The 20056-nt window shown below is 43.8% G+C and carries 20 protein-coding genes; 7 read left to right on the top strand and 13 right to left on the bottom strand.

The genetic code is table 11. The features are described 5' to 3' along the window. Positions 1 to 151: 151 nt before the first annotated feature. The 3 genes from DK188_RS16605 to DK188_RS16590 form a co-directional block, all read right to left on the bottom strand. Positions 152 to 1162, bottom strand: coding sequence for a leucine-rich repeat domain-containing protein (locus DK188_RS16605; RefSeq protein WP_157963263.1), 1011 nt, complete (start codon positions 1160 to 1162; stop codon positions 152 to 154). 74 nt (positions 1163 to 1236) lie between these two features. Then, positions 1237 to 1884 carry a hypothetical protein gene (locus DK188_RS16600; protein ID WP_157963262.1) on the bottom strand — a complete coding sequence of 216 codons (648 nt, stop codon included), beginning with the start codon at positions 1882 to 1884 and terminating at the stop codon, positions 1237 to 1239. A gap of 176 nt (positions 1885 to 2060) precedes the next feature. Further along, entirely contained in the window at positions 2061 to 2615 is a 555-nt protein-coding gene (locus DK188_RS16590) for a hypothetical protein (RefSeq protein ID WP_111671963.1), read from the bottom strand. A gap of 584 nt (positions 2616 to 3199) precedes the next feature. Between DK188_RS16590 and DK188_RS16580 the strand changes: the two genes are divergently transcribed. Further along, the gene (locus DK188_RS16580) at positions 3200 to 4612 is read left to right on the top strand and encodes a DUF1593 domain-containing protein (protein ID WP_111671961.1); all 1413 of its coding nucleotides are present in this window, start codon (positions 3200 to 3202) and stop codon (positions 4610 to 4612) included. 418 nt (positions 4613 to 5030) lie between these two features. On the opposite strand, the gene DK188_RS16575 is transcribed toward DK188_RS16580, so the two are convergent. From DK188_RS16575 to DK188_RS16565, 3 genes are all read right to left on the bottom strand, one after another. After that, positions 5031 to 5387, bottom strand: coding sequence for a DUF2200 domain-containing protein (locus DK188_RS16575; RefSeq protein WP_111671960.1), 357 nt, complete (start codon positions 5385 to 5387; stop codon positions 5031 to 5033). Between the two features lie 82 nt (positions 5388 to 5469). Next, complete coding sequence (locus tag DK188_RS16570; protein ID WP_198673036.1) at positions 5470 to 6543, bottom strand: serine hydrolase domain-containing protein; 1074 nt, start codon at positions 6541 to 6543, stop codon at positions 5470 to 5472. A 223-nt stretch (positions 6544 to 6766) separates the two neighbouring features. Then, entirely contained in the window at positions 6767 to 8089 is a 1323-nt protein-coding gene (locus DK188_RS16565; RefSeq protein WP_111671959.1) for a DUF2254 domain-containing protein, read from the bottom strand. A 244-nt stretch (positions 8090 to 8333) separates the two neighbouring features. Between DK188_RS16565 and DK188_RS16560 the strand changes: the two genes are divergently transcribed. After that, positions 8334 to 9521 (top strand): hypothetical protein, encoded by a 1188-nt coding sequence (locus DK188_RS16560; protein WP_111671958.1) that lies wholly within the window; start codon positions 8334 to 8336, stop codon positions 9519 to 9521. 15 nt (positions 9522 to 9536) lie between these two features. Here the strand turns inward: DK188_RS16560 and DK188_RS16555 are convergent, their stop codons facing one another. The 7 genes from DK188_RS16555 to DK188_RS16525 form a co-directional block, all read right to left on the bottom strand. Beyond that, complete coding sequence (locus DK188_RS16555; RefSeq protein ID WP_111671957.1) at positions 9537 to 10508, bottom strand: tetratricopeptide repeat protein; 972 nt, start codon at positions 10506 to 10508, stop codon at positions 9537 to 9539. Between the two features lie 51 nt (positions 10509 to 10559). After that, a complete protein-coding gene (locus DK188_RS16550; protein ID WP_111671956.1) occupies positions 10560 to 11465 on the bottom strand; it encodes an NAD-dependent epimerase/dehydratase family protein in 906 nt (301 codons plus the stop codon). Between the two features lie 92 nt (positions 11466 to 11557). Continuing rightward, positions 11558 to 12010, bottom strand: a complete 453-nt coding sequence (locus tag DK188_RS16545; protein WP_111671955.1) for a nuclear transport factor 2 family protein — start codon at positions 12008 to 12010, stop codon at positions 11558 to 11560. A gap of 182 nt (positions 12011 to 12192) precedes the next feature. Beyond that, positions 12193 to 13134: a mechanosensitive ion channel family protein gene (locus tag DK188_RS16540; protein WP_111671954.1), complete on the bottom strand. Its 942-nt coding sequence runs from the start codon at positions 13132 to 13134 to the stop codon at positions 12193 to 12195. Positions 13135 to 13429: 295 nt separating this feature from the next. Further along, complete coding sequence (locus DK188_RS16535; protein WP_198673035.1) at positions 13430 to 13873, bottom strand: hypothetical protein; 444 nt, start codon at positions 13871 to 13873, stop codon at positions 13430 to 13432. 70 nt (positions 13874 to 13943) lie between these two features. Further along, on the bottom strand, positions 13944 to 14471 hold the full coding sequence (locus DK188_RS16530; protein ID WP_198673034.1) for a TetR/AcrR family transcriptional regulator: 528 nt from the start codon (positions 14469 to 14471) through the stop codon (positions 13944 to 13946). A 38-nt stretch (positions 14472 to 14509) separates the two neighbouring features. Beyond that, on the bottom strand, positions 14510 to 15238 hold the full coding sequence (locus tag DK188_RS16525; RefSeq protein WP_111671953.1) for an RDD family protein: 729 nt from the start codon (positions 15236 to 15238) through the stop codon (positions 14510 to 14512). 104 nt (positions 15239 to 15342) lie between these two features. On the opposite strand from DK188_RS16525, the gene DK188_RS16520 reads away from it, so the two are divergent. The 5 genes from DK188_RS16520 to DK188_RS16500 are packed head-to-tail and all read left to right on the top strand — an operon-like array spanning position 15343 to position 20055. Continuing rightward, entirely contained in the window at positions 15343 to 16323 is a 981-nt protein-coding gene (locus DK188_RS16520) for a stage II sporulation protein M (protein ID WP_111671952.1), read from the top strand. Then, positions 16299 to 17129 carry a hypothetical protein gene (locus DK188_RS16515; protein ID WP_111671951.1) on the top strand — a complete coding sequence of 277 codons (831 nt, stop codon included), beginning with the start codon at positions 16299 to 16301 and terminating at the stop codon, positions 17127 to 17129. Before DK188_RS16520 ends, DK188_RS16515 begins: the two co-directional genes overlap by 25 nt. Then, positions 17122 to 17871 carry a DUF4129 domain-containing protein gene (locus tag DK188_RS16510; protein WP_111671950.1) on the top strand — a complete coding sequence of 250 codons (750 nt, stop codon included), beginning with the start codon at positions 17122 to 17124 and terminating at the stop codon, positions 17869 to 17871. Before DK188_RS16515 ends, DK188_RS16510 begins: the two co-directional genes overlap by 8 nt. After that, positions 17868 to 19094: a DUF4350 domain-containing protein gene (locus DK188_RS16505; RefSeq protein WP_111671949.1), complete on the top strand. Its 1227-nt coding sequence runs from the start codon at positions 17868 to 17870 to the stop codon at positions 19092 to 19094. Before DK188_RS16510 ends, DK188_RS16505 begins: the two co-directional genes overlap by 4 nt. Beyond that, positions 19066 to 20055 carry an AAA family ATPase gene (locus DK188_RS16500; RefSeq protein WP_111671948.1) on the top strand — a complete coding sequence of 330 codons (990 nt, stop codon included), beginning with the start codon at positions 19066 to 19068 and terminating at the stop codon, positions 20053 to 20055. Before DK188_RS16505 ends, DK188_RS16500 begins: the two co-directional genes overlap by 29 nt. The last annotated feature ends 1 nt before the right edge of the window (position 20056 follow it).

The following is a 20056-nucleotide window of genomic DNA, read 5'->3' as shown; positions in this document are numbered from 1 at the left end:
TATGTGGGTTTTTAAAATTACACACAAAGGCTCTGGCGATGGCAAGTGCGGGATTTGAAACCGAATCTTTGTCCCCTGACCGAATGTTATTTAGTTGCAATATCTTCATTTTTAAGCAATCAGCCTGCATTTGCTATAGCCGATGTTGGGCTTAGTATTTATGTTTTATTCCAGTTTCTTTTCTAATTTCTGATAATTTTTCTTTTTCTAATTTTCCATTTTTTAGATAGAAATGAGAAGTTTCCAAAAATTCGAACTCTCTTAATTCTTCCATTAATTCATTTACAGAATTGCTCTGTATCGAAAGGTGTTTCAAGTTCTTCATTTTTTTAAGGCAGTCTGGAAATTCATCTATTTGTCCACCAATTCTAAGCTCTTTCAAGTTTTTGCACTCGCAAATTGATACAGGTATTTCTGATATGTTATTGTTCAAAAGATTAAGGACTTCAAGATGTTCCAATTTACTTAATCCGTCTGGAATTTTTGAAATTCTCTGTTCATTTAGGTCAATTATCTTAACGTTTGGCAATTCCATTATTTCCAATGGAAAACTTGTTAGTATAGTCTGATATGGGTTGATTTTAATTATCTCTACTGACTCAGAATTCTTTAAAGCTCTACTGATTGAGCTAAATTCTCCTGTTGTTTCCAATTCTTTGGTTTTTTGAAGGTCTTTATTAGCATAGAGTACATAAATAAATACAATAGGCAGTATAAAAGACGCAATAGTCGAGGGAATGATATATTTTATGTTGTTTTCCGAAATCTTGTTCCTTTTTGCCTTTTTAACAATGAGAAATGAAATAACGATGAAAGAAATAATTGAAACACCAACAATCGGAAAACCAATGCTATCTAAGGTTTCACTTTCGACACCCAAAGTCTGACCTAAAACAGAATAGCTTCTTGAATCGTCAAAGTCAGATTGGAACAAGAAGATTCCGAGAAATGAAAGATGGGATAAAATAATCAGTAATAAACTCTTGTTCCCGCTTTTCGCCAAGGAGTTCATAGAGTAGAAATGAACTATTAAATGACTTATTCCGAAAATCAATGCACTCCCTATTCCTAGAAAGAAAAGCCAGCCCAAAATAGATAGTCTTGCACCGATTCCAATCGATACAACCAATGTCAATAATATGATCTGTGTCGTTTTATTCATATTAAGCCCAACGGTTAGGCTATGCGCAGTGTCCCGAAGGGCATTGCGTATATGTGTTGTTGTGGTGTTGTTTTTTATTTTTCTCCAAGCCAAACATCTCCCTTTCTAAATGAATATGATTCTGTGGCATCTCCAATCGGTTCTTTAAATTTTGTTTTCCTGTGTGGTTTTTTTAGCATTTTTTCAAACCACCTTTTATCTTCTTCATAGTCCGCTAATGTTGCATATAATTCTGGGTCGCCAGGTTCACTATTGTCAAAGTGGTCTTCGTCAAGGCTATATTCCCAATTAAAATTTTCAATTTCATCCTTTAACTGTCCATATTTCGCGGGGTTAAACTTCTTCGACTGGTCTGGTTTGAAAAATGTGCTTTCATAAAAGTCCAAATAGTCTCCAATTGCACATACAACTTGAGAACTCGCAAACCTTGGTTCAAACAGCCATATTTTCAAATAATAGTTTTCTCCAAGTTTGTCCAATTCCCTTTTCCAAGTATCATAAATTTCAATAAGTCCACTTAGAATTTTGGTCTTTGTTTGTCCTTTTGGTTCTGGTGTTTGGCTATTAGTCAAAGAAATTCCGCTCCAAGGATGAACTCGAATTTTCACATAATCTCTTTGGTATTCTTTTAAATAGTCTAAGTCGAGATTCTTATGAGTTTCAACCCATTGGTCAATGTCATTCCATCTTCTTCTATGTCCGCGGATTTTCTTTGTTTTCACGGTTTCTTTTTAATGCACCACAACGTTTTGCAGCTACCCGAAGGGCGGGACTTTTACCACAAAACTTGATTTGAAAAACTAATGCTTGATTACACACAAAACTGTCTTTGGAACACGAAAACTCCGCCTTTTGGGTAGGTGCTGTTACCACCAGTGCTTCTTATTTTCATAGTTTTTCAGTCTTTATAAATTGCAAGTCTTATTTGTCTGTATCCGTTGTTGTCGTCCCCAAACATAAATAAATACGCATTCATTCCGTCCGCTCGTTTAAATTTTAAGTCATCTCTGAATGTCTCGTCCTTGATTTTTCCCTGTTCAATATTTTTTGAGATAGGTTCTCCAAATTCTTTTGTCAGTTTAGAAGTCAAATTGTTAAACTTGGTCTGAAATGCTTTGAATTTTTTTGTATGGTTTTCTTCTTCAAAAAAGTCAGTGTCAGTTTTTTGCAAGTAGTCCCATTGATAAAGAATTACTTTTACTAAACTGTCATTTACGGCATAAAAATATTCGGTTTCAAGTTTGAAATTTGGTTTCTCTTTGATTTCAAAAGTTTTCGGTGTCGCTAAAATATAATTGTTCTTGTTGGGGTAAATCCCTTCTCCAATTCCAATTAAATGGTCAGGTGTAATGTCTTTTGACTGCTTTTGTCTTTCTAATTGTATTAACGTTTTAATGTCAAGTTTGCCAAATTCGTTAAACTCTTTGCTTTCAAAAATTAGTCTGTTTGTCACACAGGAACTTAATGCGAACAAGGTCAATATAACTATGTATTTTGTGTATTTCATTCTTTACGTTGTCGTCTTAGCATTGGTGGTAACTCATTTATAGTAGCCATTTTATGGCGCTTAGTACTCTAATCTGGGTAGATAGTCGCCATAAATGCTGGTATTTATGAGGGTTTATTTTTTCGATTTTCTTCCAAAGATTCACATTTTCCTTTCCTCTAGTTCTAAGCAAGCATTTCCCATGAGTTCTTATCGTTTCCTCGCCGCTTAGAATAGGAACGTACATGATTAGTTGACTTTGGTTTCGATTTCGGTGAAAATTTGGGCTATAAAAGCACTTTCTATTTCCTCGAAAAATCAGATTCTGAGCACCTTTCCCTTGAAAACTTTTTCAAAATACCTCCCTAATCACACTCCCGCAAGCCTAAGGGATCATTTTGAATAATTAATTTCTCCCTTTCTAAAACGGGCTTTGATGAGTGCTTTACCCAATGGGTTTCTAGCATTCATTTTCACTTGAATTTCCTCTCCGGATAGCTCCGATTTCGTCCGGAAATCCTATCTTAAATCCTGAAATAACCCAAAACCTTATGCGTAATCTCCTAACCTTTCTTTTTTGGATACCAACCTTTATCGCTGTAGCACAGACCTCCCTGACCTTTACCGAGCCAATCAAGCAGCGGGTTTTTGTACTGACAGATATGACCAATGAGCCCGACGATCAGCAGTCTATGGTGAGGTTTCTGGTCTATGCCAATGAATATGACATCGAAGGGATCGTGGCTACGACATCTACCCACCTCAGAAATCAGGTGAGGCAGGATAAAATCGAAGAACTCATCGGCAACTACGGCAAAGTAAAGTCTACCCTCGACATACATGCCCTTGGATTTCCCTCATCCGAGCAACTTCTCCGTGTGACTTCCCAGCATTTGCCCAGCTACAGCATGGAAGGTGTAGGTGAGGGCAAAGATTCTCCGGGTTCGGACTTGCTGATCAGGGCCGTGGATAAAGCTGATGATCGGCCGCTTTGGGTTTCTGTTTGGGGAGGGGCTAATTGTCTTGCGCAGGCACTTTGGAAAGTGAAAAATACCAGGTCAGAAGAGGAGGTCAGTAAGTTTGTGGCCAAACTCCGCATCTACTCGATTTCGGATCAGGATTTTGCAGGGGCATGGATTCGGCATACTTTCCCGGGAATCTTCTATATCGTAGATGCCAGCGCCGGAGACAACTGGCGGGAATACTACAAAGCCACTTGGACAGGAATCAGCGGAGATCGTTGGTACAAAAACGCACCGATGTATCAGTTTGAGCTGGTGGACAATCCTTGGCTGATGGCCAATATCCGAGACGGCCATGGTCCTTTGGGCGCCAATTACATTCCACTTGAATACATCATGGAAGGCGATACGCCTTCTTTTATCGGGTTGATCCAAAATGGACTCGCCTGGGACCAAAGCCCCGCTTGGGGAGGTTGGGCTGGGAGGTACGAGCTCTGGAAATCCTACGGTGAAGTGGACAAAATCTGGACTTCCTCGATCAATACCCAAGATGAAGTGACGCTTCCGGATGGGCGGAAAGAAGCCTCAAATCAAGCGACGATTTGGAGATTTCGGGATGCTTTTCAGTATGATTTCGCAGCAAGAATGGACTGGAACGTGGCGGATTCCTATGAAAAGGCCAATCATAATCCGATCGTTGTCCTGAATGGAAACGAAGGAAAAGCCTGGGCCAGCGCAGCAGTAAAGGAAGGGGAGGAAGTGGTGCTTTCGGCCAAAGGAAGTAAGGATCCCGATGGAGATCAGATTCAGGTGAAGTGGTGGGTGTATCGGGAAGCCGGAAGTTTTACCGGAAATCTGGAGCTTTTTAATCCCTATGGAGAAGAAGTCAAATTTCAGATGCCGAAGCTGGGAGAGGGACAATCCCTTCATGTGATTTTGGAGGTTCGGGATTCTGGTTCTCCCAACTTGACGAGTTACAGAAGGGTAGTGTTGACTAATTGAGATTGAGGAGTTTGTAATTTGATTTTGCAGGTATTTTTATGGCGCTGTCTCAAAAGTGGCGAATGTCACATTGAGTATTAAATATACTTTGAATAGACAAAATGGAAATGACAGGGTTTTGAATACCAAATAAGTCAATAAATGTAAAACCACGTTTGATTTATCCTGCGTAAACAAAACATCGATCGGAAGGGCGCGGTGGGAGGATTTGCCAGCGAGCCAGCGTTCGGCCTTGTGCGGTGGGAGCTTTGGCAAATCTTGACCTTTTGGTTCTTTTGGGTTAAGCCAAAAGAACGAAGAAAAAGAAAAACCTAACCTAAACTTAAAGCCAGAATTAACTGGTTCATAGCGAGAAATCACACTTTATGAAGTCGGGGAGAAATCTGTGCATCTGTGGCAATCTTAGTTTCAATCGAATTCAAGCAGATCTTATAATCTTCTCCATCTTTTTTCCTTTGGCCAGTTCATCGACGAGCTTATCCAAGTACCTTACTTTTTGTGTCAGCGGGTTTTCGATTTCTTTCACCCGGTAGCCGCAGATCAATCCTGTGATGAGATTTGCATTCGGGTTTAGGGTGGATTTTTGAAAAAATTCGGCAAAAGTTACTTTCTCCTGAATCAGCTTTTGCAGTTCAGCGTCGGAGAATCCTGTCAGCCAAGTGATCACTTCATGCAGTTCTTCGACTGTTCTGCCTTTTCGATTCACTTTGGTGACATAGTGTGGGTAAACTGAGGAAAAAGTCATGCTGGCAATCCGTTCGTGATGATCCTTCATGGGCTGGTCTTTTTGGGAATAAGATTTCTCGAATTTAAAGATTCTCTTGAAAATGATTCTTCAAAATCCCTCCAATTGTCCATCACTCGATCACGGCATTGATTTTTTCCCAAAGGGCCTGATCAAATCCCGAAAGAGCAAAGTTTGGATTGGATGGGTCGGAAGCATTGCCCATTCGCACGATGACCATGTTCTTGCTGGGGATCACATAGATTCGCTGGTCCTCAGCTCCCATAGCGGCGTACATGTCTGCAGGAGCTGCGGGTACCAGGGTGCCAGGATAAATCGTCTGTCCGCCCGGGAGCATATAGTTTGCTTTGCCATTGAGCCACCACAGGTAGCCGTAAGAAGGATTGAGAGACTGAGAGGTAGTGGTGCTTTCTTTGAAAAAATCGGCTTCCAAGATTTGCTCATTTTCCCATTTGCCGAGGTTCAGAGCTAGCAGTCCAAATCTAGCCATGCTGCGGGTGGTGCTGTGATAAATTGTGAAAATCACCCCTTCGTTCCAGAATCCTTCCATTCCTATTTTTGACTCCAGCCGCGCATCAAAATAGGATTCAAAATCCTGTCCACTGGCGGCAGCCACTACATCCATGAGTTTCTGGAAGACATTGTGATAGGACCAGCGCGTACCCGCGTCGGCGAGATAAGTAAGGTTGCGAGGGATCACGAGTTGGCTTTCGTCGTTGATTCCCGAGGTCATGGTCAGTAGGTGCCGAATGGTGATGAGGTTTTCTTTTGGCAGAGGTTCACTGGTCCATCCGATACCCAAGTGGTCCGAAACTTTGGAATTAATATCGATCAGGCCTTCCTCTTGGGCCAACCCTGTAGTGGCTGTTGCCAATGTTTTTCCGGCACTGTTCCATTGCCAGGTGTCAGCAGCAGTATGCCCGTCAAAATACTCCTCCATTACGATTCTTCCATTGACCAGGATCATGAAGGATTTGGAGTTTTTGGTTTCTAAAAAATCAAGAAGTGCAGGAACTTGGCTTTCATTCCAACCCAAGTTTGAAATTGAAGTTTTCTCCCAAGCTCCTCCAGTCAAAGGGGGAAAATACATGCTTCCATCAGTGGGATTCGGGATTTCCTCATCTTTTGGATCACAGGCAGTCCCGCCAAGGAGCACCAAAATCAGGAAGTAATAAAAGTTTTTCATAAGAGTGCACTTTGTTAACCAACAACTCAAAACCTGAAGTGAGACAGGCAGGACTCGGCAAGGTTTAATCACTGGTGAAAAATACATGGCTTAAAAGAAAAATCCTTCCAAAATGGAAAATCTGATGGAGAAAGTGAATTGCAGGAGCCACTTTACCGCTGTAAAATCATTAAAAAAATTGGGGTAACAGGATCACAGGTTTTTCTAAAACTTAAAATTGATTTTAGCCAAGTTGATCCGTTCCGAGGATTTTCTCTGCTCTTTTGCGGAGGTCTTCCAAGTCGTTTTTTTCTGTGATGGTCTCTTTCCCCAGCCTGAATATCATCTCTGCGTGCCGGACTAGGGCGTCGTGATGGTTTTGCTCTTTTGCGAAGGTTCGGATCGTAATCAACGCCTCCATCAAACGGATGATCACTGACGGACTGGCCCCGGCAAACTGCCTGATCTGGTTGAAAGCAGCATCCAGCACCCCTTTGAAGTCCAGCGTGTCAGCGACGATTCGAAGGTTTCCTTCAGCATCGTGGCGGAATTTGGAGGGGAATTTCGATTTGACGAGGTAGGACAGGGTCGCTGAGAGATTGTCAATGCAGGCAATCGCCGTAAATGGGTCATTGACTCCCGGTGAAAGCGCCCTAGCGGCTATTTCCACCATCTGATGGATGGAAAATTCCAAATCCTGCTGGGAGGTTTTTATCTCTCCGATGACAAATTGGTCGGCTATCTTTTCCACTAGCTCATCTTCAAGCTCTTGGTTGGAGTAGATCCAGCCGATTTCCATTCCTTTGACTAGAAAGGCTCCCGGTCTGAATTGAAGATCAAACAATACCTTGGCCTCAGCTACGACATGCATCAGTGATGCTCCATCAATGTACTGAAGGTAGCCTCCCTTTGGGGATCGGAAAGAAGTGCGCTTGGTGTATTGAGAAGCTTCACTGGTGAAATCCACCTCACCCTCACTCTCTTTTTCTTCTCCAATACGCTCAGGAAATAGATTTTCTGCCTGATTTGAGATAAAGTTGGAAATGTCCGCCACCACCTTGTCTGCCTGTATACTGATCGCAATCTGATGAATGAATACTATCAACAGGATGATATTGACAATGGCTGCAAAAATGGCAACAAGAATCGATACAGAAGGAATAAAAGTGTAATCCTCACTTCCTTTGATCGCTATCAAAACGATCAGACAATAGAGGTAGGTTGAGATATAAGAACCCAGCACGATTTGATTGAGCCGGACGTACATGAATTTCTTGATGAGTCTGGGGCCGAATTGGGAGGAAGCCAGAGTCAGTGCGACTAGGGTTACCGAGAAGACTGTGCCCGCTACACCGATCATAGCCCCAGAAATCGTGGAAAGGATAGTCCGGGCTGAATCGGCACTGTTTACAATGAAAAATCGGAACCAGCCCTCCTGCGATATACTCATGGTGTTGTCGATATAGACAGTTCCCATCGCCAGAGCAACAGAGGCAACCAGGATCGATACAGGCAAAAACCAAAAGGTAGCGAGCAGTTCTTTCCAGAAAAATAGCAGCTTTTTCATTCGTTGGATAGTTGATCGAATAGATAGGAAAAGAATGAAGAGTAAAGAGAATTACCCGAGGATCAGTTGAAGGTACTTGCTATATACCGAAAAGCCAATTCCAAAGGGGATAGGATCAGGTCAATTGGTGATTTTTAGGCAGGGAGAATTACTATTTTTAAGGAATCCGAAACACTTATTCTGATTTTTAGGATAAAAATCTATCTTTAACGATTAATTCGTAGTATAATCTAATAAATAGACAATGCTTTTAAAATATCGTATCAATAGTTCATTTGCCTTACTTTGTCTCCTCATAGGAGCCCTGTCTTGTAATCCCGCTGAAGAGAAGCTTTCAGGAAATGCAGCCGAAGATTTTTCTTTGGTCAAAGTGGATTCTTTCCAAGTCGAAAATTTTACCCGGGTGGTGATCCGGGATTATTCACCCGTGGAAAGACGTTTTTTGGGGTATTCGGTCAGCCAGGATGATCTATTGGAAATTTCAGAGCAAGGGGAGATTCTCAGCAGGGTCAATAAAAAAGGTGACGGTCCGGAGTCATATGGCACTTGGAACCCAGTGGGGATGGCTTTTGGTCCGGATAGCCTGAGGATTTTGGAGTTTCCGTTCAATGTGATCGCCTACGATCCAAATTATACCAAGAAATACGAGTACCGCTACCTCTCTCCACTTCCCATTCGAGCCAATATGCCGCTGGGTCGACCTGCGTATTACAGCAAGGGGGATTCTACCTTTCTCCTGATTGGCCCGAGCAATTACCTATCAGCCAACTATCTCACTCGTACGAAGGAGGGAAAGGACACGCTCCAGAATTTTTACCAAATGCACCTGGAATCAGGCTCTGTTGCATCTATCATTCCCTACGAAGCCAACTCAATTTACTCCTCGACTGACTTGATTTACTTTGAGCGAATGGGAAAAACATTCTTTCTCGACCAAGCAGACAATGAATTGTATGTCCTGCATGACATTGAAGCCAAAATCCGGGTCTATGGACTGGAAGATTTGGCGTTGAAAAGAGAAATTCCGATTACCCATTCTGAATTTAAGGAATATAGTCCGCTTCCGATGGATACTGAGTTTTCGGATCCCCGGATAGGGCTACTTCGAAACAATTCAGGCAAAAACCTGAACCTGATTCCACTCGACGATGAGATCCTTTTGGTTCGGTACTTCACCGGTCTAACTGAGGCCGAATTCGAATCCAGAAATTCTGAAGAAGAACCTTATGCTCCGCTTTCGGATGCCTCAGAGCAGCGTTTTTTGATTCTGAAAGGCGGGACTCAGCTGGTTGGTGAATTGCCGGGCATACCGGGATCGATAGTTCTTTCTTTACCGGGGAATCGAATTTTGGTTCAGGAACCCGAAAATCAGGAGGAGGAAGAGGAACTGACCCGATTCAGTATCTACGAACTAAAAGTCAAAACAGAATAGGGCATTTGAAAACCCCTATTCGCTTAAATCAGTGCTATTTCTCAGGTTATTTTTTTTTCCAAAATAGTGGATCAAATCACTCTCCGCTGCTACATAGCCAAAGGATGAAAAGGCCTTGGTAGTGATCAGTTCTTCCATCAGCTGTTTAGCTTTGGCCGTGTCTCCATGATACAGGTACCAATTTGCCACGCCGTAACGGACTGCATCATTGGAGGGACTTCCCTCTCCGCTGGGCATCACAGAATCTACCGGGAGCCAGCCTTTATACAATTTGCAGAGATCAGCATAGCTTTGATTTTCGATCACGGTGGAGTCGGCATGGATAGGAGCGAGGAGCGAATCGGCCTTGCTTGGATTGCCCAAGCGCTGCTGAATCATGTACAGCCAATGCGTGCTGGAGACGATGTTGTCGTAATGATTGCCACTTTCTCGGCACTTGAGGTAGGCTTCGTATGCTTTTTCGTACTGGTGAGTCAGGTAATAGGCCAGTCCGAGATGGTAATAGATATTGCCATGCAGTGAGCTCACGGGAATATTCATTGCATTGGGCATGCCGTCCGGTTCGATTTCGTTGGCTGTTCCTTGGATCAATTCAGCAGCTTTTTCCAAGTCAGCAATGGCTTTGTCGTATTCCCGGATGCTGATGTAGCGATGCCCCCGATGGCGATAGAGTCGGGCTTCATTGGGGAATTTTTCTATTCCTTCGGAAAAAATCCCGATAGCCTGATTGTATTGACCTAAATAGGCCGTGCGGCGACCATACCAAATCAGTGCCTCGACATCTTCCGGATTTGCCTCATAAGTAGCTTTTGCTTCTTCGTATTGGGCGAGGAGTTTTTCAGAGGGCGTGGAGATTGGATAGGTTTTTCCAAGTGGAGTGACAAATACGGTGTCTTGTTGGGTAAAAACAGCGCTTTGATCCTCTGCAGTTTGTTTGGAATTGCAGGCTAGGAGAAAAGCTAAAATGATGCAGGAATAATAGTTCATAGATTAGAGAAATGTTAAAAGTGGCAATTGATCCCGTTGGTCCAAGGTATTTCAAATTTCCCCATCCACATACTTTCGCCAATGGTGTTGCTCTTGGAATCCCAGCACTTCTTTGATTTTCCGGTTGGAAAATAAGGCCTCATGCTCTTCCAGCTCTCTGGTAATTGGAACTCCAGGGAAAAACCGCTCAGCCAATTCCTTGCTAGGAATGATTGCCCCATTGTGGTCATTGCCTGCATTGAAGACTTGGTAGCCCAAACCGTCCTTTTTCAAACACAAATCCACGATTTGACCCAAGTCCCGGGCATCGATGTAGCAGAAGGCATTTCTGCGTCGCACTTCCGGATTTTTGAAATAGTGAGGGAAAAGCGTGGCGTATTCATGGGGTTCGATCACATTTCCGATACGGAGCGCATAGATGTCTACACCAGATCTCCGCTGAAAAGCCCGGGCGGTTTTTTCATTGACAACTTTAGAGAGACCATAGCTATCCATCGGATCCACGTCGTATTCTTCATCCAGCGGGAGATAGTTTGGGTTTGTTTTTCCATCGGAAAAGCAAATGCCATAAGTGGTCTCTGAGGAGGCGATAATGATCTTCTTGATGTCGAGTTTGACGGCAGCCTCGATGACATTGTAGGTGCCGATTGTATTGACACGAAAGGTTTCATTGTCAGGATTGATCAGGATTCGCGCCACGGCAGCAAAATGCACCACAGCATCAAATTTTGGCACGCCAGTACCGGGTTCCAACTCATCAAAACCAGCATACGAACTCATCGCATTGAACATCTGTCCGGAGTCTGTGATATCGGCGATCAGGTTGTCCACTCCTGGATGGTTCAAAGGAGTCAAGTCCACATTCATTACCCGGTGGCCTTGATCAAGGAGGTAAGGAATAACATGTTTCCCTGCCTTGCCAGATCCACCCGTGAAAAGTATTCTTTTCGTATTCATTGGTTGGGTATACTTTGTTTTTTAAGAATCGGTTTTTTCAACTACAAATCCCCGACCGTTCAACTTTGTTTCAACAAATCCCGGTCGGGGGGTTATTCGACCTGCGATACATTGGCATGTCTGGCTTGGACGAGCCATTTTCCATCGATTTCTCGCCATACATTGGTGTACCTGCGTGTGACTTTTTTGCCTGCCATAGGAGCAGTACCGACAGGTACCACTAGTTCCTCGCCCATGACAATGACCATTCCATCTTGTACAAGGATTCCTTCGATTTGGCGGGTATATTCGGAGTAGCGGATGATTCCTTTATCCATGCGCTGAAAAACTTCCGCTCTGCTCTTCAAAACTGTATTTGCGGGATTGTTTACCATAAAATCCGGCGCCCAAATCGTGCTCAGAGCCTTCTTGTCGCCCGCAAGTATAGCGCTAACTTCTTCCAGTTCCCTGCTTTTGATTTCCGCCTCTAGGGTTTCCTTGGACTGGGCGAAAGCCAGAGCGTGAATCAGGCAGAAGCCGATCAGGAGGAAAATTCGTTTTTTCATCTATGAAAGATCCGGGAAAAGTGGCTAGTTGAAATCAAAGATAAACTTCGATTTCAAAAAGGAGCTAAAAAGAGGAGGATTTTGAAGCTTCATCCAAAGCTAGGGGTAGATTTTCTTGAGCTCAAGATTTCGCTTCGGCTTTCCTATATTTTAGGAAAGTCGAAGCGAAGCCTGATAAAGTGTCAATCCGTATGCCTTCCATTCGCTTGGCCATTTTTATTGATTTCTAAAACTCCGGATTCCTGCACCTCTTCCTTGAAAGTCACTCCTCCTTTGATTCCGAAATCCAATGTGCGGATAGGGAATGGGATCATGATGTCATTTGCGTCAAATGCCTTTTTCAGCGCTTTGATTGCGTAGTTCTTTGCGCCAACGAAAGCCTTGTTTTCTTTGGAATAGTCCAACCAGATGTTGGCGGTGAAATTTATCGAGCTATCGCCAAATTCCTCCCAAAAGATGGTGATGTCTTCTCCGCTGATTCTCCCGGGGGTATTTTCCAGCGCTTCAAAGACTATTCGCTCTACTTTGTCCAGATCATCTCCATAACTCACCCCAACTGCTACTCGCAACCTTCGTTGACCGGCTTCAGTCAAGTTGGTAAAATCATCCTCAAAAAGGAACCGATTTGGGACATATATCACCGGTCCATCGAAGGTCTTGACTTTCGTCACCCGCAGACTGATGTCGATTACGTTGCCCATGATTCCGTTTTTAGCCTTGATGACATCACCGATGGCGAAGGGATGATTAAACGTGATGTAAATACCCGACATAAAGTTGGCCGCCGTATCCTGAAAGGCAAAACCCAAAGCTAAACCAATGATACCGAGTCCGGCCAAAATGGAAGCTACCGTCCCGGATAGATTCAGAATGGATAAGCCTACCATCACTCCGAGCACCAATACACCAATAAAAAGAATTCGACCTAGAAAGCCAGATATCGTCTTATCCACATGGTATTTGATCATTTGCTTCTTCGCAAAATTACTCAGCACTCGGGCTGCAAAGAACCCTAGAACGAAGATCAGAATTGCCAAAGCAATGTTTGGAAGCATTCTGGCAAATGCAATGGCCCAACCTTCAAGCTTTTCAAAAAGCTGATTTAATAATTCTCCTGTACTCATGATTTTTGTGATTTTAGAATGAAAAAAACATCCCACATTGGGGACGAAGCAGACTAAGAAAATGTCCTGCTGTGTTTAGAAAGCCTGTCAAGGCTGTCTAAAAAGTCCAATGATCATGCCAGAGGAGGCTTTCGAGATGGTTTATTCTCGATTATGGGGATTCTTGAAAAGTCAAATGGTATAGACTACTCCCATCGGAGGTGTTGAAACAGGTTTTAACAGGAAATGCCTCCCACTTTTCCAAGCACAAAATTTTCGTTTACCTGATTTGGGAGAAGAGACTTTAACCGAAAGTTTATTTCGAAACAGAGGCCTGTGCTGGCCACCAAAGCGGTCCAACAGCAAGCAAGAGCACCACCACATTAAAAAAGACATTGGAGATAGTACCAGAAAAGTAGGATCCCAAGCTGTCCAATAAAAACCAGGCAATGACACCAAAGAGCGCGGACTTGCGGACACCCTCTGGTGCAAGTGGATACACCCATTTTTGTAGGCACCAGATCGTGACTCCCCAGCCAAAAAGAAATCCCCCAGTCAGTGCAGAGAGGAATCGGGTAGTGGGTTCGCCATAGGTTTGGACTCCGTCGATCGGCCAACTCAGAAAATCCAGTGTCCAGCGTGCCGGTTCGGAGGTGGATAGCATAGTTCCCAAAAAGAAAATTGGACCAAAAGAGCCGATGACCAATGCGGTGAATTTGAGGTAGGATCTGTGAAATTCAGGAGTGTTTGACATTTTCATGGGAATTGGATTGAATTGATTCCCCTAGTTAAAACCCGATTCTTTCAGATTTTAGTCGCTTCCGTACAATTCAGGCAAGAGCTGCGGTAATTTTTTTGAGCTGGGAAAAATAATCCCTGAGCCAACGGTGACTGAGATTTTCTGGGTGAATCTGAAGGAAAAAGTTTTCCATGGCCATACCAAAAACTCCTCGCAACTGGTCTTTGGAAAAAGGAAGTTGAAGGTCTTTGACCCAAAGTTCCAGCAACGCATCACCAATGAGTGATTCTGCCTTCTGGACTGCTTGATCAAAGGCGGGTTGGTTTCTATGGAAGCGAAGCTGTCTGTGAAAAAGCAGGTCTATTTGATGCTCAAGGATTATATCTACAAGTTCGGGATCAATGCTTTTTGCATTTTTTTCCTTTACTGCCATGACTTCAGCCCGATCCAGATGAAGTGCGAGTAGTTGCTCCTGAAATACTTCCAAATCTGCAAAATGGTGGTAGAAGGAGGATTTGCTGATCCCAACCAGCTGGGCCAGCGGTTCTATTTTCAGCTGTTGAAATCCCGATTCGGCTACCAGTTCATAGCCTTTTTTCAGCCACTTGAGTTTACTCATTTCGATTTTTGTCAAAGAAACCTCTTTGGAATACGTAGTCACCCTTCCCCATGCTCTTTTTGAGCATAGTATTCGTAATCCAAGATGACCTGATCGATAAACTCCAGCGGTATTGACTCGTGAGTGATTTGAAGCATGGTCGCCGTTTTGGCAGCCAGCTTATTGATCAGGTCAAAGTCATAGGATTGGAGTGCCTCTATTCGGATTTTTTTGATCTGATGGAGCTGGGAATCACTGAGGTTGACCACCTGAGGGTATTTGGGCTCATGATTGGCAGGGACAGCGGTCAGTAGTTCCTCACGTCTGACGGCCTGTTGCTTGAGCGAAATTACCGTAGTACCTGCCGCGATATCGCCGAGACGCTGTCCCTTACCTCCTAGCAGAATGGTGAGCACGGCGATCCCTCCCGAACTGATCGTGATATCTATCGGGCGAAGCAGCCAGCGAATTAAATAGCTGCCCACAGAGGCTTTGCTGCCATCAAGTTGGACGACTCGTATATCAAGAGCCCGTTTGCCAATCGTTTGGCCATTCATGAAGATCTCAAAGAGAAGATGGTAAACCAGAAATGGAAGGAACAAAAGAGTCATGATGGCAATCGAATTGTCTTCGAGTTTCAAGATCCCAAATGCCGTAATGGACACCAAGAGCATATACAAACCCATAATGAAGCTATCAATTACCTGAGCCAAAATCCGGTCACCCAAGCCAGCCGGACGCTGCCGGATCTGGATGTGTTGTGCCGTTTCGATATAAAATCCTTCCATCTTAAAACTGAGCCTGAACTCCTAAATTAATTTTCATGAAAACTACCGATCTCTTGCCGAAAAATAAAATAATTCAATAGTTTTAGGCGAGTCTAGTCACTTTTATGCGGGAATCACTTTTCATCAAAAAAAACCAAACCAAGTGGAGCACTTTTGAGCAGCATCTGTCCAAAAATGCCACCTTACCGCCTTCTCAGCTATCTGATTTGTATTTGGAGATTTCGGATGACCTGAACTATGCACGAACATTTTTCCCGGAGGGAAAGGTAATCTCCTACCTCAATCACCTCGCTTCCCAGTACCATCGTGAAGTCTATCATGACAAGAAGTTGGGAGTCAAAGGAGTGATTGATTTTTACTTCAAGGACTTCCCGTTGATGTTCTACCGCTATCTACCTCAGCTGGGGATTTCTGTACTGGTGTTTGGGATTTTTGTGGCGATGGGGGCATATTCGGCCAGCACTGAGATTTCTTTTGTCCGCTCGATCTTAGGCGATGCCTATGTCAATCAGACCATGTCCAACATCGAATCCGGTGATCCGATGGCGGTGTACAAAAAGATGAATCAGCTGGACATGTTTCTCGGCATCACGGTCAATAACATCCGTGTGGCTGTCGTGGCCTTCGTGGCTGGGGTATTTCTAGGAGTAGGCACCTTGCTGGTCCTGATGTACAATGGTGTGATGTTGGGTTCTTTCCAATATTTCTTCCATGCGCAGGGGCTTCTTTGGGAGTCGGCCCGGACAATCTGGATTCATGGTACGATTGAGATTTCGGTGATCGTTATTGCCGGATGTGCCGGCTTGGTCTTGGGAAATGGCATTCTATTCCCTGGGACCTATTCTCGCCTGCATTCTTTTCAGCGAGGGATGAGGGACGGCCTTAAAATTCTCCTGAGTACGGTGCCATTCTTTATTTTGGCAGGTTTTCTGGAGGGTTTTGTCACCCGAATGACTCAAATGCCCGATTTCCTCAGCATCTTAATCATAGCCAGTTCCTTGGCTTTGATTCTTTATTATTATGTGTATTTACCTATCAAAATGTATAAAAAGTCCAATTTATGGAGCAGCACTATCTTGAATTAAGAACCCGTAGAGAGTTGGGAACGATTTTGTCCGATTCATTCGCATTCGTAAGAATAAATCTCAAGCCACTTCTTCATGTGCTGTTAAAGACAGCAGGAGTCTATTTTCTGATCACGGTCTTGTTTTCTGGAATTTATCAATATGGCAGTGCTGCGCAATGGGTTCTAAATGAGCCCTTGTATTTTGGTATTTCTTTGTTGCTGCTGGCCTTAGGAGGCTTGTTGTTTTTTGCTTCTTCGGCTGCTTCGATTTTTGCATTCATGGAAAATTACACGCTCACCAAGGGTCAGGTAGATGAGGAATCCATCATTCAGACCGCAAAAAGCTACATCGGTGAATATGTCCTGCTTTCACTTATGTGTTATCCTTTGCTCATTTTGGGTTTTCTGTTTTTCCTTATCCCTGGAGTTTATTTCATGATTCCTTTTGCGCTGGCTTTTCCCTTGTGTTTTTTTAGAAAAACCGGAAAAATTGAAAGCCTCAAAGCAGCCTTTAAGTTGACATCAGGATATTGGTGGGTGACTTTTGGGACTATTTTGGTGGTAGGGATCGTGATTGGGATCATATCCTTTGTATTTCAGTTGCCAGGCGTCATCTATCTAGGGGGTAAAACCTTCGTAGCCGTGCAGGACGGGGGTGAAGCCTTTGGAGGGGATTTCATCTACCTTATTTTGACTACTATTAGTTCAGCAGCAAGTAATCTGCTTTCCATTATTTTTACCGTATCCCTTGGTCTGATTTACTTTGATTTGGATGAAGAGAAAAACAGAACAGGACTAAAAGCGAAACTGGACGACCTTGGCTAAGACCGCTCTCATTGCCGTAATATTTCTTTTCATTTCTTGGCAAAGTCCAGCCAAACAGGAAATGCCCATAGCACAAGACAGTGTGAGTGCATCTCAAGATTCGCTGGAGTTTGTTTACCACAAAGCTTGGTCATTTGAAGATGGCTATGCAGACGAATACCTTTCTCAACCAGAATATTCCTATGAAGAGCTCCTTCGTGAAAAAAACTGGTTTGAGCAAATCAAAGAGCGAATCGGAAATGTCTGGAACCGCTTTTGGAGCAAATTCTGGGAAGGAGTGGAGGTCTCTGGCTTCTGGGAAGTTTTCTTCCAGCTTGCGCCTTACTTGTTGATTTTCGTTTTGATGGGCTTGTTAGTTTGGTTGGGGATGAAGTACAGTGGAGGAGGGAGTGCGGATCGCAAGATCGGTTTTTCCAATCTGAGTACGGATGAGGTTTTGCTAAGAAGTGACAACCTAAAATCCCTGGCAGAAGAGGCCTTGAAAAATCAGGATTTCCGTCTCGCACTCCGGTATCGCTACCTGTTAGTGCTACAGCAGCTTATTCAGCGTAAGTTGATCGTTTGGAAATCTTCCAAAACCAATTACGATTACCAGCGGGAGCTACGCGAAACGCCGTTTTTTGGTCCGTTTACTGAAGTCACCCGCATCTATAATTTCGTCTGGTATGGGCATTTTGATCTGGATCAAAAGGCCTATGGTGATTTGGAGGGAGCTTTTAACCAGTTAGATCAGCTGCCATGAGTCGAGGACAGAAAATACTCCTAGGATCACTCACTTTCCTGATTTTGGTCGTGTTGCTCTTGATTTTTTCCAGTCCGCCTCCCGTAGATTGGAGCCCAAGCTATGTGCAGGATGATTCTCGACCTCTTGGAGCAAAAGTGTTTTACGACCAGGTCAAAAAAGTAGATGCCGACTTCCGTGAGGTAAACTCACCTCCATATGAAGCGATCGAAGAGGCACCGCAAGAGGCCACCTATGTTTTTGTCAATTCCATCTTTGAAACAGATCCCGAAGAAACGGAAGTACTTTTGAATTGGGTGCGGGGAGGAGGTCATTTATTTATTTCGGCATCTACGATCCCAACTAATTTTCTGGATAGTCTGGGAATCATCGAAGATGTTCATCCTGAGAATTTTGAGATTGAGCGTCGGTTTGCGCTGAGTCTGGAGAAGCCCATGATTTTGGCAGATCCTGTCACCTATGACAAATTTCACTACGGGGAATTTTACGAATGGGCAGATTCGGTGGAGGTACAGGTTTTGGGGAAAATCTCCGATACGTCTGACCCGGATTCCATTGGCGCCAAACCCAATTTCATTCAGCTGAAGGCTGGGAATGGAATGGTCACCTTGCATGCTTTTCCGGAAGCATTTACGAATTATTTCCTGCTGGATTCCACTTCTAAATTCTACACCGAGCAGGTTTTGGGTACTTGGGATTTGGACCGGCCGATACTTTTGGATCAGTACATCAAAGCTGGGAAAGTCATCAACACCTCTCCACTATATTTGGTATTGAACAATCCCTATCTGAAAGCTGCCTATTTTACCTGCTTGGTGTTGTTGGTGCTTTGGGTGGTATTTGAGGGCAAGCGAAGGCAAAAAGCCATCAAGATCATCACGCCGCCAAAAAATCAATCGCTGGAATTTGCTAAGACTATTTCCTCGATCTATCTCGGCCGAAAGGATATGACCGAACTTGGACAACTCCAGATCAAGCTTTTCTGGGACTATTGCAGGACCAAATTCAATTTTCAGATCGAAGAAAGCAAAGAAGAAATTGCAATTTCCCTTTCCAATAAAAGCGGCGTAGCACTGGATCTTTCAGAGAATCTGGTCAAAAAACTCCGGCTTTATGAAGCAAAACCACAACTGAATGCTGAAGATATTCTTCAGATTCATCAACTAATTGAAGACTTTAAATCAAAACAAATCCATGGAAGAGATCTCCAGCCCGCAGGATAGCGGAGCCCCATTCGGCAGCCGACTACCGGTGGAAAAAATTGCCGAAGGAATCGCCAAAGTCCGTCAGGAAATCAAGAAAACAATCGTTGGTCAGGACGAAATGATCGAGCTCATGCTCGTGGGATTGCTCAGCAAAGGACATATTTTGCTGGAAGGAGTCCCGGGTATCGCCAAAACTTTAACCAGTAAGTTGTTTGCCAAGTCTATCCATACCGGTTTCAGCAGGATTCAATTTACACCTGATTTGATGCCAGCCGACGTCTTGGGTACTTCGGTCTTTAAATCTGGGGAATTTGAATTCAAAAAAGGCCCCATTTTCTCCAATGTCATCCTGATTGATGAGATTAACAGGGCTCCGGCCAAAACGCAATCGGCCATGTTTGAAGTGATGGAAGAACGACAGGTGACCATGGATGGCGTGACCTATCCGATGGAAGCTCCATTTATGGTGCTTGCTACGCAAAATCCGATCGATTCAGAAGGGACTTATCGCTTACCTGAAGCGCAGATGGACCGTTTTCTTTTCAAAATTCACCTAGGCTTACCCAATCTGGAAGAGGAGATCCTGATCCTTCAAAATCGCGGTTCAGAGACAGAATCCGAGCCAAAAGTCACTCCAGTGCTTTCAGGTGAAGAAGTGATCCAATTTCAGAATTGGACCTCGGAGATCAGGGTAGAGGAAAAGTTGCTTCAATACATTGCAACCATCGTAGTAAAAACCCGAAGTCATGCCAGCATTTATGCCGGGGCATCACCAAGGGCTTCTTTGGCGATTTTCCGGGCTTCCCAAGCAATGGCAGCGATGGATGGACGGGATTTTGTCCTTCCGGATGACATCAAAAGAGCAGCCATTCCGGCGATGCGTCACCGAATAATCCTCAACCCCGAAAAGGAAATGGAAGGCGTTTCCGCAGATTTGATCTTGGAAGGAATCATTCAATCCATCGAAATTCCACGCTGAT

Origin of the sequence: Algoriphagus litoralis, assembly GCF_003259255.1 — a bacterium.
Taxonomy (GTDB): domain Bacteria; phylum Bacteroidota; class Bacteroidia; order Cytophagales; family Cyclobacteriaceae; genus Algoriphagus; species Algoriphagus litoralis.
Note: the sequence above shows the minus strand (reverse complement) of the source record. Positions and strands in the feature narration are given on the sequence as shown.

Excerpts from the sequence above, each read along its gene's own strand:
- DK188_RS16505 (WP_111671949.1), top strand. The coding sequence starts at position 17,868 with ATGAGTCGAGGACAGAAAATACTCCTAGGATCACTCACTTTCCTGATT.
- DK188_RS16515 (WP_111671951.1), top strand. The coding sequence starts at position 16,299 with ATGGAGCAGCACTATCTTGAATTAAGAACCCGTAGAGAGTTGGGAACG.
- DK188_RS16540 (WP_111671954.1), bottom strand. The coding sequence starts at position 13,134 with ATGAGTACAGGAGAATTATTAAATCAGCTTTTTGAAAAGCTTGAAGGT.
- DK188_RS16525 (WP_111671953.1), bottom strand. The coding sequence starts at position 15,238 with ATGGAAGGATTTTATATCGAAACGGCACAACACATCCAGATCCGGCAG.
- DK188_RS16570 (WP_198673036.1), bottom strand. The coding sequence starts at position 6,543 with ATGAAAAACTTTTATTACTTCCTGATTTTGGTGCTCCTTGGCGGGACT.
- DK188_RS16575 (WP_111671960.1), bottom strand. The coding sequence starts at position 5,387 with ATGAAGGATCATCACGAACGGATTGCCAGCATGACTTTTTCCTCAGTT.
- DK188_RS16555 (WP_111671957.1), bottom strand. The coding sequence starts at position 10,508 with ATGAACTATTATTCCTGCATCATTTTAGCTTTTCTCCTAGCCTGCAAT.
- DK188_RS16605 (WP_157963263.1), bottom strand. The coding sequence starts at position 1,162 with ATGAATAAAACGACACAGATCATATTATTGACATTGGTTGTATCGATT.
- DK188_RS16500 (WP_111671948.1), top strand. The coding sequence starts at position 19,066 with ATGGAAGAGATCTCCAGCCCGCAGGATAGCGGAGCCCCATTCGGCAGC.
- DK188_RS16520 (WP_111671952.1), top strand. The coding sequence starts at position 15,343 with ATGCGGGAATCACTTTTCATCAAAAAAAACCAAACCAAGTGGAGCACT.
- DK188_RS16550 (WP_111671956.1), bottom strand. The coding sequence starts at position 11,465 with ATGAATACGAAAAGAATACTTTTCACGGGTGGATCTGGCAAGGCAGGG.
- DK188_RS16560 (WP_111671958.1), top strand. The coding sequence starts at position 8,334 with ATGCTTTTAAAATATCGTATCAATAGTTCATTTGCCTTACTTTGTCTC.
- DK188_RS16580 (WP_111671961.1), top strand. The coding sequence starts at position 3,200 with ATGCGTAATCTCCTAACCTTTCTTTTTTGGATACCAACCTTTATCGCT.
- DK188_RS16545 (WP_111671955.1), bottom strand. The coding sequence starts at position 12,010 with ATGAAAAAACGAATTTTCCTCCTGATCGGCTTCTGCCTGATTCACGCT.
- DK188_RS16565 (WP_111671959.1), bottom strand. The coding sequence starts at position 8,089 with ATGAAAAAGCTGCTATTTTTCTGGAAAGAACTGCTCGCTACCTTTTGG.
- DK188_RS16530 (WP_198673034.1), bottom strand. The coding sequence starts at position 14,471 with ATGAGTAAACTCAAGTGGCTGAAAAAAGGCTATGAACTGGTAGCCGAA.
- DK188_RS16535 (WP_198673035.1), bottom strand. The coding sequence starts at position 13,873 with ATGAAAATGTCAAACACTCCTGAATTTCACAGATCCTACCTCAAATTC.